Raw genomic sequence first — 14,128 nt, 5'->3', positions numbered from 1 at the left:
TCCCCCGCGAATCCGTCACACCAGCCGCCGTGCCGTCGCCCACCGGGTCAGCTCGTGCCGGTTGGACAGCTGGAGCTTGCGCAGGACCGCGGAGACGTGGGACTCGACGGTCTTGACCGAGATGTACAGCTGCTTGGCGATCTCCTTGTACGCGTAGCCGCGGGCGATCAGGCGCAGTACCTCGCGCTCGCGCTGGGTGAGGCGGTCGAGGTCCTCGTCGACCGGCGGGGCGTCGGTGGAGGCGAACGCGTCGAGGACGAACCCGGCCAGGCGCGGGGAGAAGACGGCGTCGCCCTCCTGGACGCGGAAGACGGAGTTGACCAGATCGGTGCCGGTGATGGTCTTGGTCACGTAGCCCCGGGCGCCGCCGCGGATCACACCGATCACGTCCTCCGCCGCGTCCGAGACGGACAGGGCAAGGAAGCGGACGGGCCGCTCGGCGTCGCTCATCAGGGGTGCGCAGCGGCGCAGCACCTCGACCCCGCCGCCGCCGGGGAGGTGGACGTCGAGGAGGACGACCTCGGGGCGGGTCGCGGTGATGACCGTGACGGCCTGGTCGACGTCGGCGGCCTCGCCGACGACCTCGACCCCGGTCTCGGCGGTCTGGCCGATCTCGGCCTGCACACCGGTGCGGAACATGCGGTGGTCGTCGACGAGCACCACACGTACGTGGCGCTCTCCCGCGCCGCCGGTGGCCGGCTGCGCGGGCTCGGCCGTCCCGCCCGTTCCCGCCGTTCCGTTCGCCTCGGTCGGGTCGCTCATGACGTCTTCTCCGCCCTCTCCATTTCCAGTTCGACCTCCGTGCCGCCGTCCGGCACCGCGCGCAGCCGCGCCGTGCCGCCGTTGCGCTCCATGCGGCCGATGATCGATTCTCTGACGCCCATGCGGTCGGCGGGTATCGAGTCGAGGTCGAAGCCGGGGCCGCGGTCCCGGACGGACACGAAGACCGTCCTGCCCTCGACTTCGGCGAAGACCTGTACGGCGCCGCCCTCGCCACCGTACTTGGCCGCGTTCACCATCGCTTCACGCGCGGCCTGCATCTGTGCGCTGGTCCTCTCGTCGAGCGGGCAGTCGCCGACGACGACCACCTCGATCGGGACGCCGTGCTTGTCCTCGACCTCCGCGGCGTTGCGCTTGACGGCCTCGGCGAGGGTGGTGGGCTCGTCGTCCTCGTCCTTGCCGTTGCCCTCGGGCTTGTAGAGCCAGGCGCGCAGGTCGCGCTCCTGGGCACGGGCCAGGCGGCGCACCTCGCCCGCGCTCTCCGCGTTGCGCTGGATCAGGGTCAGGGTGTGCAGCACCGAGTCGTGGACGTGGGCGGCGACCTCGGCGCGCTCCTGGGCGCGGATGCGCATCAGCCGCTCCTCGGAGAGGTCCTGCGTCATCCGCACCAGGTAGGGGCCGGCGAGGAGCGTTGTGCCGACGAGGACGGCGAGGGCCGCCTGGAGGACGGAGCCGAGGTGGGCGGCGGATCCCTGGAGGACGAAGATGCCGGTGACTCCGGCCGTCACCAGCAGGACGCCTGCCACGGAGCGCAGCAGGGTGACGGTACGGCGGTGGCGTCCCACCTCGGCCCAGCGGGCCCGGCGCGCGTTGTCCGCCTGGCGCCAGACGAGGGCGACGCCGGCGCCGACGAGCACGGTCGGCCACAGGTACACCTTGGCTCCGCCGCCGAGGTCGACGTTGCCCACGAAGACCAGGGCCACGACGACCATGAGGAGCAGGGCGACCATCTGCCCCTTGTCCGGTTTGCGGGCGACGAGTCTGCGGCGGCCGTCCGGCGCGGTCTCGGAGGTGACGAGGGACGGCGGCTTCTGCGCCTCCACTCCCCCGACGCCCAGCGGCACGAAGAACCAGAAGGCCGCGTACAGCAGCGCGCCCAGGCCGTCGGCCATGAACAGGCCGACGAAGGCGAACCTGACCCAGATGACGGGCAGCCCGAGATGTCCGGCGAGCCCCCGCGCCACCCCGCCGAGCCAGCGTCCGTCGCTGCTCCGGTAGAGCTTGCGCGGCGGCCGCGGTTCGACGACGGGTGCTGCTGCGGCTTCCGGCATGACACCGATATTCACACGGGTGCGGGAGCCGGGGCATCAGGGTCGTTCCCCCACTCACCCCTGATCTTCGGCCCGCGGAGGGCGGTGCGGGCCTCGAACGCTCCCCGGGCGGGGAGTCAGGGCCGATATCAGGGTCCGACCAGGGTCGTACCGGCTGCCGTCACGGCGCCGCGCCCGTCACCATGGACTCATGACAGATCACGAGCACGCCGCGACGGGTCCGGGACCCGGCTCCGGCCCGCGCCCCCCGCGGGGCGCCGGGCCGCAGGATGCCGCGTCCGCCGCGGATGCCGGTGCGGCCGGCGCGGGTGCCCCGGCCGACGCGGGCGCCGCCGGCGGCACGGACGTCCCCGGGCCGCCGCACCGGTTCCGGCGCGACCGGCGGCACAAGTCGCTCGCCGGCGTGTGCGCCGGCCTCGGGCGGCAGTGCGACCTGGATCCGGTGATCTTCCGGATCACCCTCGCGGTGCTCTCCGCGACCGGCGGCATAGGCCTCATCTTCTACGGCTTCGCCTGGCTCTTCGTCCCCTACGACGACGAGGAGGAGAACGAGGTGCGCAAGCTGCTCACCGGCCGGGTCGACGGCCAGGCGCTGGCGGCCGTGCTCTTCGCCCTGGTCGGCTGCGGGGTCTTCCTCACCATGCTGAACAACGGCGGCGTGCTCACCTTCGGCGTCGTCCTCTCCCTTCTCCTCGCGGGCGCGGGGTACTGGTCGCGGCAGCGCAGAACGCCCGAACCGGATCCGCTCTCGGCCCAGGCCGTCGCCGACGCCCCGCCGGAGGCCCAGGCTCCCCCGATCATGTACACCTGGCCCTCCTGGTGGCGCGACCCCATCGTCAAGGACGGCACCCACGACGGCGGGACGGGATACATGTGGGGCCCGCCGGACTCCGTGGAGCGTGACATCGCGGCGGCCGTCAACATCGGCCGCGGCATCCCGGGGCGCCGGGACCACGCCCTCGCGGGCGACCCGCGTTCCCGGTCCGCACAGACCCGCGGCCCCCGGGGCATCGGCGGCTGGGTGTTCCTCCTCGCCCTGCTCGCGGGTTTCCTCGGGACCCGGCTGACCTGGGACGACCACGGGCTCGGCAGCAGCCTGCAGACCGGTCTGGCGTGCGCGCTGGCCGTCTTCGGCCTCGGTATCGCGGTCAGTTCCCTCCTCGGGCGCACGGGAGCCGGTTCGATCTTCCTGGCGATCATCACGGCGGGCCTGCTGGCCGGGTCGGTCGCGATACCGGAGAACGTGGGCACCGAGTGGGTGCGGACCACCTGGAAGCCCGTGGTGGCGGCCGACGTGCGCGATCAGTACGAGATCGGCGCGGGCAGCGGCACCCTCGACCTGTCCCGGCTGGACCTGGGCGAGGGGCAGACGGTGAGCACCCGGGCCGACGTGGGCATGGGCCGAATACGGGTCGTCGTGCCGCAGGACGTGACCGTGCGGCTGAGCGTCGAGGTGGGCGTGGGCGACATCCAGCTGCCCGGCGACGACGAGAAGGACGTGGACGTGGCCCCGGGCAAGCACAAGGAGCTCACCCTGTCCCCCGCGGGGGGCGGCAAGGACGCCGGCACGCTCGACCTGGACCTCCAGGTCGGCGTCGGTCAGGCGGAGGTGACCCGTGCTGCGTCATAGGTTCCAGCCGGGCCGGCTGGTGGCCGGTCTCTTCCTGATGCTGGCCGGTGTCATCTACGCCGGCGACGCGGGCGGCCTCTGGGAGACGCCGTGGTTCGTGCTGATCCCCCTCGTCAATGGCGGGCTCTGCCTCGCGGGCGTCGTCGGGCTCGTGGCCCGGTCCGTGCACCGGCGCCGCGGAGCGCCGGGCGTGGCGGCGCCCGACGAACCCCGGGCGGACCTCCCCCGCTGACGGCGCCGCTCGCGCCGCCGGCAGCCCGCCGCTACCGGTACCCGCCCGCCCGTCCCCGGCGCCGGGAGCGGAGCACGGCGTCGAGGGACAGCAGCGGGGCGCCGGCGAGGACGAGGGGCAGCCAGGCCATGAGGTAGGCGAGGTCGTTGCCGTAGTAGTAGGGGTCGGAGGCCCAGCTGACGGTCAGCCACAGGCTGAGCGAGATCAGCGCGCCGCCGAGCGCCGCCAGGCGGGTGAGGAGTCCGAGCAGGGTGCCGAGGCCGACGGCCAGCTCGCCCAGGGCGATGGCGTAGCCGAAGCCGGCCGGGCTCTTCAGGGCCAGGTCGACCAGGGCGGGGACGGCCGAGGAGTCCCGGACCGCGCGCATCATGTCGCCGACGGAACCGGCACCCGCGTCCTTCATGAAGGCGCTGTCGGTGAGCTTGTCCAGACCGGCGTAGACGAAGGTGACACCGAGAAAGATCCGGAGGGGGAGGAGGGCGTACCGGGCGGCGTTGTCCCGCCGGTCTCCCCCGCTCCCGGGCGAGGTGTGGACATCCGTCCGCATCCCGTGAGTCATCACTGCCAGCCGCCTCTCGCCGCGCATGCCCGGACCCCCCACCAGACCATACGTAGGGCACGGGGGCCCCGCTCAACCCTCGGCGACCGGTTTCTTGCTGTCGGTTTCGACAGGTTGCCGGCCCGCCGTCCGGGGCGGGGACGGGAGGGCGAGACGAGGCGAGGTGTCAGTCCGTCACGTCGATGGTGTACCGGTTGGTCTCCACGCCCGCGCCGGTGACCACCTGGACCTCCACCCGGCCGGGTTCGACGTCCGCCGGGACGGGCACCGTCAGCAGGTCGTCCGAGGGATTGCTGAAGCCGCCCGTCACCGGGACCAGGGGGACGTGGACGTTGACCGCGCCGATGCGGACGACCATCCGGGACAGCCGGTCCGCCCGCTGGGCGCCCGGCGGCACGAAGCCCGCACCGCGGATCTCGATGTCGTCGCCGGTGCGGATCGGCGCGTCCAGGTCACCGGCCTCCCGGGCCCGGACCACGGAGAGGACCACCGGCCGGCCGCCCTCGGCGTACTTCCCGGCCACGTAGGTCGCCGCGGACACGAGCACCACCACCGCCAGACCCCACGGCAGGTCGGGCAGCTGCTCCGGGCGCCGCGCCAGCCGTACCGCCGCGAACACCAGGGCCACGGCGCTGATCACGACGTACTGGATGTCGGCGAAGGATCCGCGGCCAGCGTCGTCCGTCAGCAGGTCGGACGCGCGCGGCCGGTCGGCACGGACCTTCTGCAGCCGCTGGCCCAGCACCCTGAGGCCGACCACCCGCCGCACCAGGACCGCGACCGCGCAGACCACCGCGAGGACGGTCACCGCACCGGCGCCGCGGCCGAGGTCGAGGCCGGAGATCAGCGCGTCCCGCCGGTCGGGCCCCGAGGCGACGGCCAGTTGCCCGGCCAGCACGAGCACGGCGTAGGCGATGAAGAGGACCCAGGCGGCCGCCACCGCGCGGGAGGTGGACAGGCGGTTGTCCTCGCCGATGACCGGGGCCGGCGCGCCGCCCCGGGCCCGGTGGAACCAGGACGCCGCCGTCAGGGCGCCGGCCACCACCACGGCCGCCGCGAGCCCGGCGGTGCGCGCCGCCGACCAGCCGGCGCCGACCGCGGTGAGCGCCTGCCCGAGCAGCAGCAGGACGACCGCCGCCCACACGACGGCCGTCGTGCGCCGGCCCAGCGCGGCGAGCCAGGCTTCGCCCTCGGCTCGGCCGCGTTCGGCGACGGCTTCCGCGGACTGGGTCAGTTCCTCCGAGACCCACTGGCGGGAGGCGGAGGCCGAGTGGGCCACCGCGGCCGGCAGCCCTTGCCCGGCCGCGAACTCGTCCCGCCGCAGCAGAAACGCGGCGACCGCCCGGCGGTGCCCCTCGCGGGCGCCGTGCGGGCAGTCCCCGCAGGTGCAGCCGCCGCCGTGCGCAGCCGCCTCGTACGCGCCCCTGTCCGAGCCGCTCCCGCGTCTCGCCTCCTGCACCGCCACGCCCGACGCCCGCCTTCCCGCACCCTGTGCCCGCACCTGTGAAAGAACCCGTCACAAGCGACCGTGGGCAGAAGCCGTGGGAGCCTCTAAGTCCCTTGGGACGAAAGCGAATTGTGCCGTACCCCGGCCCTGCCCCGCCCGTTGCCCCGCCTTACGTCCGCTCAGCAGGGGTGATGCGGGGATCGCGGTGTTGACCCGGCCGTGAGACGTCCCCACGGATGAACACGTCCGGTTACCCGACAGAAGGTGTCGGTTTTCGGGTCCACACTCGGCGTATGACTTCAGGCACACCCGTGAACTGGGCCGGTTTCGCCGCCGCCGAACCCGCCCTGGCCGGCACCGTCGAGGCGCGCTTCGGCGCGTACACGCACCACGTCCTCGCCACCCTCCGCAAGGACGGTTCGCCCCGCACCACCGGCCTGGAGGTGCGTTTCCTGACCGGCGAGCTGTGGCTGGGCATGATGCCGGGCTCGCTCAAGGCCCTCGACCTGCGCCGGGATGCGCGCTTCGCGCTCCAGGCGAACCCGGGCGGCGGCACCGACCTGGGCGGCGGGGACGTACGGATCGCCGGGCGGGCGGTCGAGGTCGAGGACCCCGCGGCCAAGGCCGGGTACGTGAAAGAGGTGGAACCGCCGGAGCCGTTCCACCTCTTCCGTACCGAGCTGACGGAGGTCGTGCGCACCTTCGTCGAGGACGACAAGTACCTCGTCGTCGAGATCTGGCAGCCCGGTCGGCCCGTGCGCACCGTCAGGCGCACATAGGGAGCGCCCTCGGGCTCACTCCCACTCGATCGTCCCCGGCGGCTTCGACGTCACGTCGAGGACGACCCGGTTGACGTCCTTGACCTCGTTGGTGATCCGGGTCGAGATCTTCGAGAGCACGTCGTACGGCAGCCGGGACCAGTCGGCTGTCATGGCGTCCTCGGACGAGACCGGGCGCAGGACGATCGGGTGGCCGTAGGTGCGGCCGTCGCCCTGGACGCCGACGGAGCGGACGTCCGCGAGCAGCACCACGGGGCACTGCCAGATGTCGCGGTCGAGGCCGGCCCCGGTGAGCTCCTCGCGGGCGATGGCGTCGGCCTCGCGGAGCAGGTCGAGCCGCTCCTTGGTGACCTCGCCGACGATGCGGATGCCGAGGCCGGGGCCCGGGAAGGGCTGGCGCTGGACGATCTCGTCCGGCAGGCCCAGCTCCTGGCCGACCATCCGGACCTCGTCCTTGAACAGCTGGCGCAGCGGCTCGACCAGCTCGAACTCGATGTCGTCGGGGAGACCGCCCACGTTGTGGTGGGATTTGATGTTGGCGGTGCCGGTGCCGCCGCCGGACTCGACGACGTCCGGGTAGAGCGTGCCCTGCACGAGGAAGGCGACCTCGGGACCGTCCTCCTGCATGATCTCCAGCTGCGCCTGCTCGAAGACCCGGATGAACTCGCGGCCGATGATCTTCCGCTTCTCCTCGGGGTCGGAGACCCCGGCCAGCGCCTTGAGGAAGCGCTCCTCGGCGTCCACGACCTTCAGCTGCACGCCGGTCGCGGCCACGAAGTCCTTCTCGACCTGTTCGGTCTCGCCCTTGCGCATCAGGCCGTGGTCGACGTAGACGCAGGTCAGCTGGGAGCCGATGGCCTTCTGGACGAGGGCGGCGGCGACGGCGGAGTCCACGCCGCCGGACAGGCCGCAGATGGCGCGCCTGTCGCCGACCTGCGCGCGGATGGCGGCGACCTGCTCCTCGATCACGTTGCCCGTGGTCCAGTCGGGACTCAGGCCCGCGCCCCGGTACAGGAAGTGCTCCAGCACCTGCTGGCCGTGCGTGGAGTGCATGACCTCGGGGTGGTACTGGACGCCGTAGAGCTTCTTCTCGTCGTTCTCGAAGGCGGCGACCGGGACGACGTCCGTGGAGCCGGTGACGGTGAAGCCCTCGGGGGCGGCGGAGCAGGCGTCGCCGTGCGACATCCACACTGCCTGGTCGGCCGGGGTGCCCTCGAAGAGGGTGGAGGACGGCTTGGAGACCGTGAGGTCGGTGCGGCCGTACTCACGGGCACCGGAGTTGTCGACGGTGCCGCCGAGGGTCTGCGCCATCAGCTGGAAGCCGTAGCACATGCCGAAGACCGGGACGCCGGCCTCGAACAGGGAGCGGTCGAGGGTCGGGGCGCCCGGCTCGTACACCGACGAGGGGCCGCCCGAGAGGATGATGGCCGCCGGGTTCTTGGCGAGGATCTCCTCGACCGGCATGGAGCTCGGCACGATCTCGCTGTAGACCCGCGCCTCGCGGACACGACGGGCGATGAGCTGGGCGTACTGCGCGCCGAAGTCGACGACCAGGACGGTGTCGGGGGCGGCGGCAGCGGGAGTCGCTGATGACACGGGGTGCCTTCCGGCGGTCGGGCGGGGAGCTTGTGCCCCCGATTCTACCGAGGTGGGCGGGTGCCCCGGCCCGCCCACCGGGTCCCGCCGAGGGGTCTCACCATGCGAACCGGCTTGGACACCGACCGTCGCCGGGGCATACTGGGCCCATGCGCAAGCACCAGACCTTCCTGTTTACCTATGGCAACCGGCCCACCGGCTGCCATGGTCGTGCTGCTTGAGCAACTGACAAGCGACTTCCCAGGCGCCCCGGGCCGACAAGGTCCGGGGCGTCTGGCGTTCGCGGACCGTGCCGGTCCCGGGTGCCGCCACCCTTCGGCGAGGAGCCACCGACATGACCGTCACCGCAGCCGACAAGACCGGCGCCCACACCCCGGAGGCCGCCGGCGTGATCACCGGCGCCCGGGAGCGCATCGACGCCCTGGACGACCGGATCATCGGGCTGATCCAGGAACGGATGGCCGTCTCCGCGGTCGTCCAGGAGGCGCGGATCACCTCCGGCGGCCGGCGAGTGAACCTCTCGCGCGAGATGGAGGTGCTCGACCACTACCGGCAGGCGCTGGGCAAGCCGGGCACCGCGCTGGCGATGACGATGCTGGAGCTGTGCCGCGGGCGCGTCTGATCCGGCACCTTCCGGTGCCGTGGCACGAGCGGGGTCGTATCTGAGTTCGGGCCCCTTCTCACCCGTACGGCGCGTGACCGGCGGGCGAGCGGCTTCGTTGGTCCCGGTGTCCGTGTCAGCCAGGGGCGGGCCCGAAAGAACCACGCGTGGCTCGCTGGAGCGATGAGACGTACGGATCGTGCCGCACGTCGTGGGACCTCGCTCCGGGAAGTGACCGGACGGCAGGGGACAGCAGCCCGGTCACCCAAGAGAACGGCCGGCTCCGGGGACGCCCGGGGCCGGCCGACGGAACGGGTCCCCCGTTCAACGCAAGCATCCGAGTCAAGCGGCGCAACCCCCCGGCGCCGCTCCCGAGGCACCGGCGTTGCCCTGACGCCGGTGCCGGCTGAGAGGGAGGGCCCTGCGGCCGCAGTTCCGCGGGGCCCTTCGCCGTGCCGCCCGCCGCCGGTCCGTCACCGTTGCCACGGCAGTCCCGCCACATCAGTGACGCAGGCCACATAAGGATTCTGTGAATGCGGGGACAACCATTCACAGGCTTCACTGATCACACCAGGCATGAAGCTTCGTCGCGTCCTGGCCGCAGCCGCCGTCACGGCGGTGGTCGCCCCCGCCGCGCTCCTCGCGGCCCCGTCCGCCTACGCGACCGGCGACACGACGCCGTCCCAGTCCTCGTCCCCTACCGCTTCCGGGCCCTCGTCCGCCCCGTCGGACGAGGCGGACGACGCGGCGGGCGAGACCGCGTCCGCCCCGGGCGACTCGGCGAACACCACATCGAGCCCCACGGACCCCACCACTCCCCCGAGCGCGACGGACGACGAGACCGCGCCCGCCCCCGGCGGCTCGGAGCCGGCCGCGTCCGCCCCCGCGGACCCGTCCCCGAGCATGTCCGTGCCTGAGGACGGCCCGGAGGAGACCGGGAGCTCCGGCCCCGAGCCGTCCGTGTGCGAGGACACCAAGGTCGACGTCGACATCGAGGGACTGCCCGGCGAGATCGCGACGGGCAGCGGCTGGCACGAGTTCTCGCTGAACGTGGCCAACAACTCCGGTTCGACGCTGCAGAACCTGGAGTACCTGGCCGGCGCCTCCGCCGACCTCGGCGGCGAGGAACTGTTCGAGAGCGAGCAGGTAAGCCTCCAGGCCTGGAACCCCCGGGACAAGACCTGGGAGGAGCTGGACGAACTCGGCTACGCGGTCGGATACATCGGTTACACCGACGAGCTGGCGCCCGACTACGAGGTCGCCGTCCCGATGCGGATCGACGTGCGGGCCGGTGCTCCGGTCGGCGCGGGCTTCACGCTCGGCGCGACGATCTACGGTGACGCCGACGGCGAGTGCACCGGTTTCGGCGACGTCGCCTACAGGTTCCGGATCGTGGCCCCCGGCACGGACACGGAGGGCACCAGGCCGCAGGAGGGCGGCAGGGCACCCGTCGCCATGACGAAGCGGGCCGCCGGCACCCCGCAGGTCACCGGGAGCCTCGCCGCGACCGGCTCCAGCTCGGCGCTGCCGGTGATCGGCCTCGTCGGCGGACTCGCCGTGGTCGTGGGCGGCGGTGCGGTGTTCCTGGTGCGGCGGCGCAGGACCGGTTCGGACACGTGACGCTCCCGGCAGCGGCGTGACACAGGCCGGGTGAGAGGGACCCGCACTCGGAGGGGGGTGCGGGTCCCGCTCACCTCTTCGCTTCCCGGGAGCCGCTACTTCTTCGGCGGCACGGCGGGCACGTCGAGGAACGGCAGCCGCAGAGCGCCGAACGCCTTCTCCGGGACGGCCGGGGAGTGCGGCTCGACGGCGGCGACACGTTCGTACGCGGCGCCCTGAGCGGGGCGCGGGTCGCTCTCGCCCTTGTTCGGCCAGTACGACATCGCCCGTTCGGCCTGGGCCGTGATGGTCAGGGACGGGTTGACACCCAGGTTGGCCGAGACGGCGGCGCCGTCGACGACCGAGATGCCGGGGTGGCCGTAGAGCCGGTGGTACGGGTCGATGACGCCGGTCTCGCGGGTGGCGCCGATGGGACAGCCGCCGAGGAAGTGGGCGGTGAGCGGGGTGCCCATCAGTTCGCCGACGTTGGAGCCGGCGAAGCCGTTGATCTCGGCGGCGAGTGCGGAGGCACCCTCGGTCGCGGCCTTGATCTGCTTGGGGTTGGGCGAGCCGTGGCCCTGGCGGGCGGTGAGCAGGCCCTTGCCGACGCCCGACGTTTTCAGGTGCGTGGTCAGGGAGTTGTCCAGGGACTGCATGACCAGGCCGATGATGGTCCGCTCGGACCACTTGCGGTTGGAGAGCGAACGCAGGACCAGCAGCGGGTGTTTGGCCGCGTGCCCCAGGAAGCCCAGGACGCGCGAGGCGCCCGAGGCGGTCTGCCCGGCGTAGGGGACCTGGAGGATGGACAGGCCGCCCATCGAGTTGGAGCCCTTGCCGTAACGCACCGGTTCGATGTGGGTGTTGGCGTCGGGGTGGATCGAGGACGTGATGGCGACGCCGCGCGTGAAGTCGGCCCGTGCCTCGCCGGTGGCGCTGCGGTAGCGCCGGTCGTCGGTCTGGGCGCCGACCAGCGCCTCGGAGTTGGTGCGCGTCAACTCGCCGAGGGCGCCCGATATGTGGGGAAGCTGGCCGCCCGCCTTCATGCGGTGCAGCAGGGTCTGGGTGCCGTAGGTGCCGGCGGCCACGACGACCCGGCGGGCGGTGAAGGTGCGGCCCTCGCCCTTCTTCTTGCGGTCGGTGGGCAGCGTGGCAACCGCGTATCCGCCCCGCGAGTCGTCCGTGACGGAGACGACCGTCGTCATCGGGTGCACGACGGCGCCCGCCTTCTCCGCCAGGTACAGGTAGTTCTCGTTGAGGGTGTTCTTCGCGCCGTGCCGGCAGCCGGTCATGCACTCGCCGCACTCGTTGCACGCTCTGCGGTCGGGTCCCGCCCCGCCGAAGTACGGGTCGGGCACCTGCTCGCCGGGGCCGGCCGTCGCCTTGCCGTCGGCGTCCTCGCCGTCGCCGAAGAAGACGCCGACCGGGGCCATGTGGAAGGTGTCGCCGCAGCCCATCTTCTCGGCGGCGGCCTTCAGGTGCACGTCGGAGGGGGTCATCGTCGGGTTGAGCCGGACCCCGAGCATGCGCCGGGCCTGGTCGTAGTACGGCGTCAGCTCCTCGTGCCAGTCGGTGATGTCGCGCCACTGGGGGTCGTCGAAGAAGGGTTTGGGCGGCACGTAGAGGGTGTTGGCGTAGTTGAGGGAGCCGCCGCCGACGCCGGCGCCCGCCAGGACCATGACGTTCCCTAGCAGGTGGATGCGCTGGATGCCGAACATGCCGAGTTTCGGCGCCCAGAGGTAGTTCTTCAGGTCCCAGGAGTTCCTGGGCAGCGACTCGCGGGTGAAGCGGCGGCCGGCTTCCAGGACCCCGACGCGGTAGCCCTTCTCGGTGAGACGGAGGGCGGAGACGGAGCCGCCGAATCCCGACCCCACGACGACGACGTCGTAGTCGTACCCGTTCTCGTCCCGGGTCTGGACAGTCTTCTCCTGCGACACGTGCTCTCCTCGTCGAGAACGGGTACGGGTACGGGTGATGGCGGCGGGCTGCTCAGCGCAGGCGGAAGGCCTTCATCAGGCGCAGGCTCCGGCTCATGAACGCCGCGTACTTCTCGTCGTCCATGCCCAGCGACGGCGCCATCGGCAGCAGCCGCTGGTGGGCGACCGTCTGGGCCTCGGTGTACTTGAGGATGCCCTCGGAGCCGTGCCGGCGGCCGAGCCCGGAGTCCTTCATGCCGCCCATCGGGGACTGGACGCTGCCGTAGGCGGGCGCGTACCCCTCGTTGATGTTGACGGTGCCGGTGCGCAGCCGGGCGGCGACCTCACGGCCGCGCCGGGCGTCCTTCGTCCAGACCGAGGAGTTCAGGCCGTACGGCGTGGAGTTGGCGTGCTCGACGGCCTCGTTCTCGGTCTTGAAGCGGTAGACGGAGACGACCGGCCCGAAGGTCTCCTCGGTGCAGACGGTCATGGGGTCGGTGACGCCGTCGAGGATGGTCGGCTCGTAGAAGTACGGGCCGATGTCCGGGCGGGCGACGCCGCCGGCGACGAGCGTGGCGCCCCTTTCCACGGCGTCCGCGACGTGCCGCGTCACGGTCTCCAGCTGCCGCTCCCCCACCAGCGAGCCCATGTCGGCGCCGTAGGAGAGGGAGGTGCCGAGCCGCATGGCCCTGGTGCGGGCGGCGAAGCGGTCCAGGAAGGCGTCGGCGACGGACTCGTGGACGTAGAGCCGCTCGATGGAGATGCAGAGCTGGCCGGCCGAGGAGAAGCAGGCGCGGACGGCGCCCGCCGCGGCCTTCTCGATGTCGGCGTCCTCGAGGACCAGCATGGCGTTCTTGCCGCCGAGTTCGAGGGAGACGCCGACCAGGCGGGCGGCGGCGCCCCGGGCGACCTCGCGGCCGGTGCGGGTGGAGCCGGTGAAGGAGACGTAGTCGGCGTGCTTGACGACCTCGGGGCCGACGACGGGTCCCTCGCCGAGGACGACCTGGAAGACCTCGGCGGGCAGACCGGCCTCGATCAGCAGGTCACGGGCCCACAGGGCGGTCAGGCAGGTCTCGGTGTCGGGCTTCATGACGACGGCGTTGCCCGCGACGAAGGCGGGCAGCGCATCGCCGACGGACAGCTCCAGGGGGTAGTTCCAGGGGGCGATCTGGCCGACGACGCCGCGCGGGTGGCGCAGCTCGGTGACCTTCGTCAGGGTCGGCACGGCACCGGTGTGGCGCTTGGGCCGCAGGTAGGCGGGCGCCTTGCGGCCGTAGTGCCGGGCGGCGACGGCGACGGCCTGGACCTCCTCGTGGGCGTGCAGGCGGGCCTTGCCGGTCTCGAGCTGGATGAGGTCGAGGACCTCGGCCTGGCGCGCCAGGACCAGGTCGTGGAAGCGGAGCAGGACCGCGGCGCGCTGCCGTACCGGGGTGCGGGCCCACACGGCCTGGGCTGCGCGGGCCCGCTCGAAGGCGCCGGCCACGTCCTCGGGCGTGGACTCGGGCAGGTCGGCCAGCTTCTCGCCGGTGAACGGGGTGTGGTTGGCGGTGCGGCCGGACCCGGCCACGCCCTTGGTGAGCTGGGCGACCAGCTCGGGCGTGACCACGTCGGCAGCGGTGCGGGCGCCCTCCGGGGTGGGGGCGAGGGGGTTCGTGCCGGTGAGTTCCGGGGCCTGCGCGTCCGTCATGAGCCGCAGGGTATGACGCCGGGCGGGCTTTGTG

General features: G+C 72.7%; 12 protein-coding genes. 5 read left to right on the top strand and 7 right to left on the bottom strand.

Annotated elements, in window-relative coordinates; genetic code table 11:
- Positions 1-15: 15 nt before the first annotated feature.
- A complete protein-coding gene (locus ACIQFU_RS04585; RefSeq protein ID WP_402548913.1) occupies positions 16-762 on the bottom strand; it encodes a LuxR C-terminal-related transcriptional regulator in 747 nt (248 codons plus the stop codon).
- Entirely contained in the window at positions 759-2,051 is a 1,293-nt protein-coding gene (locus ACIQFU_RS04580) for a PspC domain-containing protein (protein ID WP_402548911.1), read from the bottom strand. Before ACIQFU_RS04580 ends, ACIQFU_RS04585 begins: the two co-directional genes overlap by 4 nt.
- A 190-nt stretch (positions 2,052-2,241) precedes the next feature.
- On the opposite strand from ACIQFU_RS04580, the gene ACIQFU_RS04575 reads away from it, so the two are divergent.
- Positions 2,242-3,681, top strand: a complete 1,440-nt coding sequence (locus ACIQFU_RS04575) for a PspC domain-containing protein (RefSeq protein ID WP_402548909.1) — start codon at positions 2,242-2,244, stop codon at positions 3,679-3,681.
- A complete protein-coding gene (locus ACIQFU_RS04570; RefSeq protein WP_402548907.1) occupies positions 3,668-3,913 on the top strand; it encodes a hypothetical protein in 246 nt (81 codons plus the stop codon). Before ACIQFU_RS04575 ends, ACIQFU_RS04570 begins: the two co-directional genes overlap by 14 nt.
- A gap of 31 nt (positions 3,914-3,944) precedes the next feature.
- Here the strand turns inward: ACIQFU_RS04570 and ACIQFU_RS04565 are convergent, their stop codons facing one another.
- Both ACIQFU_RS04565 and ACIQFU_RS04560 read right to left on the bottom strand, forming a co-directional pair.
- Positions 3,945-4,472, bottom strand: coding sequence for a DoxX family membrane protein (locus tag ACIQFU_RS04565; RefSeq protein ID WP_402548905.1), 528 nt, complete (start codon positions 4,470-4,472; stop codon positions 3,945-3,947).
- A gap of 166 nt (positions 4,473-4,638) precedes the next feature.
- The gene (locus tag ACIQFU_RS04560; RefSeq protein WP_402548903.1) at positions 4,639-5,937 is read right to left on the bottom strand and encodes a hypothetical protein; all 1,299 of its coding nucleotides are present in this window, start codon (positions 5,935-5,937) and stop codon (positions 4,639-4,641) included.
- 275 nt (positions 5,938-6,212) lie between these two features.
- Here ACIQFU_RS04560 and ACIQFU_RS04555 point away from each other — a divergent pair, with 275 nt between their 5' ends.
- Positions 6,213-6,698: a pyridoxamine 5'-phosphate oxidase family protein gene (locus ACIQFU_RS04555; protein ID WP_402548901.1), complete on the top strand. Its 486-nt coding sequence runs from the start codon at positions 6,213-6,215 to the stop codon at positions 6,696-6,698.
- A gap of 15 nt (positions 6,699-6,713) precedes the next feature.
- On the opposite strand, the gene guaA is transcribed toward ACIQFU_RS04555, so the two are convergent.
- Positions 6,714-8,294, bottom strand: a complete 1,581-nt coding sequence (guaA, locus tag ACIQFU_RS04550) for a glutamine-hydrolyzing GMP synthase (RefSeq protein WP_402548900.1) — start codon at positions 8,292-8,294, stop codon at positions 6,714-6,716.
- A gap of 334 nt (positions 8,295-8,628) precedes the next feature.
- Here guaA and ACIQFU_RS04545 point away from each other — a divergent pair, with 334 nt between their 5' ends.
- Complete coding sequence (locus ACIQFU_RS04545; RefSeq protein WP_402548898.1) at positions 8,629-8,916, top strand: chorismate mutase; 288 nt, start codon at positions 8,629-8,631, stop codon at positions 8,914-8,916.
- A 555-nt stretch (positions 8,917-9,471) separates the two neighbouring features.
- Positions 9,472-10,515: an LAETG motif-containing sortase-dependent surface protein gene (locus ACIQFU_RS04540; protein WP_402548896.1), complete on the top strand. Its 1,044-nt coding sequence runs from the start codon at positions 9,472-9,474 to the stop codon at positions 10,513-10,515.
- 95 nt (positions 10,516-10,610) lie between these two features.
- Here ACIQFU_RS04540 and ACIQFU_RS04535 read toward each other — a convergent pair whose 3' ends face one another.
- Together ACIQFU_RS04535 and ACIQFU_RS04530 are read right to left on the bottom strand one after the other, a co-directional pair.
- Positions 10,611-12,428, bottom strand: a complete 1,818-nt coding sequence (locus ACIQFU_RS04535) for a GMC family oxidoreductase N-terminal domain-containing protein (RefSeq protein WP_402548895.1) — start codon at positions 12,426-12,428, stop codon at positions 10,611-10,613.
- Between the two features lie 52 nt (positions 12,429-12,480).
- Entirely contained in the window at positions 12,481-14,094 is a 1,614-nt protein-coding gene (locus tag ACIQFU_RS04530; protein ID WP_402548893.1) for a succinic semialdehyde dehydrogenase, read from the bottom strand.
- Between the last annotated feature and the right edge of the window lie 34 nt (positions 14,095-14,128).

It is taken from the genome of Streptomyces sp. NPDC093065, assembly GCF_044754585.1.
In the GTDB taxonomy this organism is placed as follows: Bacteria; Actinomycetota; Actinomycetes; order Streptomycetales; family Streptomycetaceae; genus Streptomyces.
This window is presented reverse-complemented; position numbering and strand designations above follow the sequence as displayed.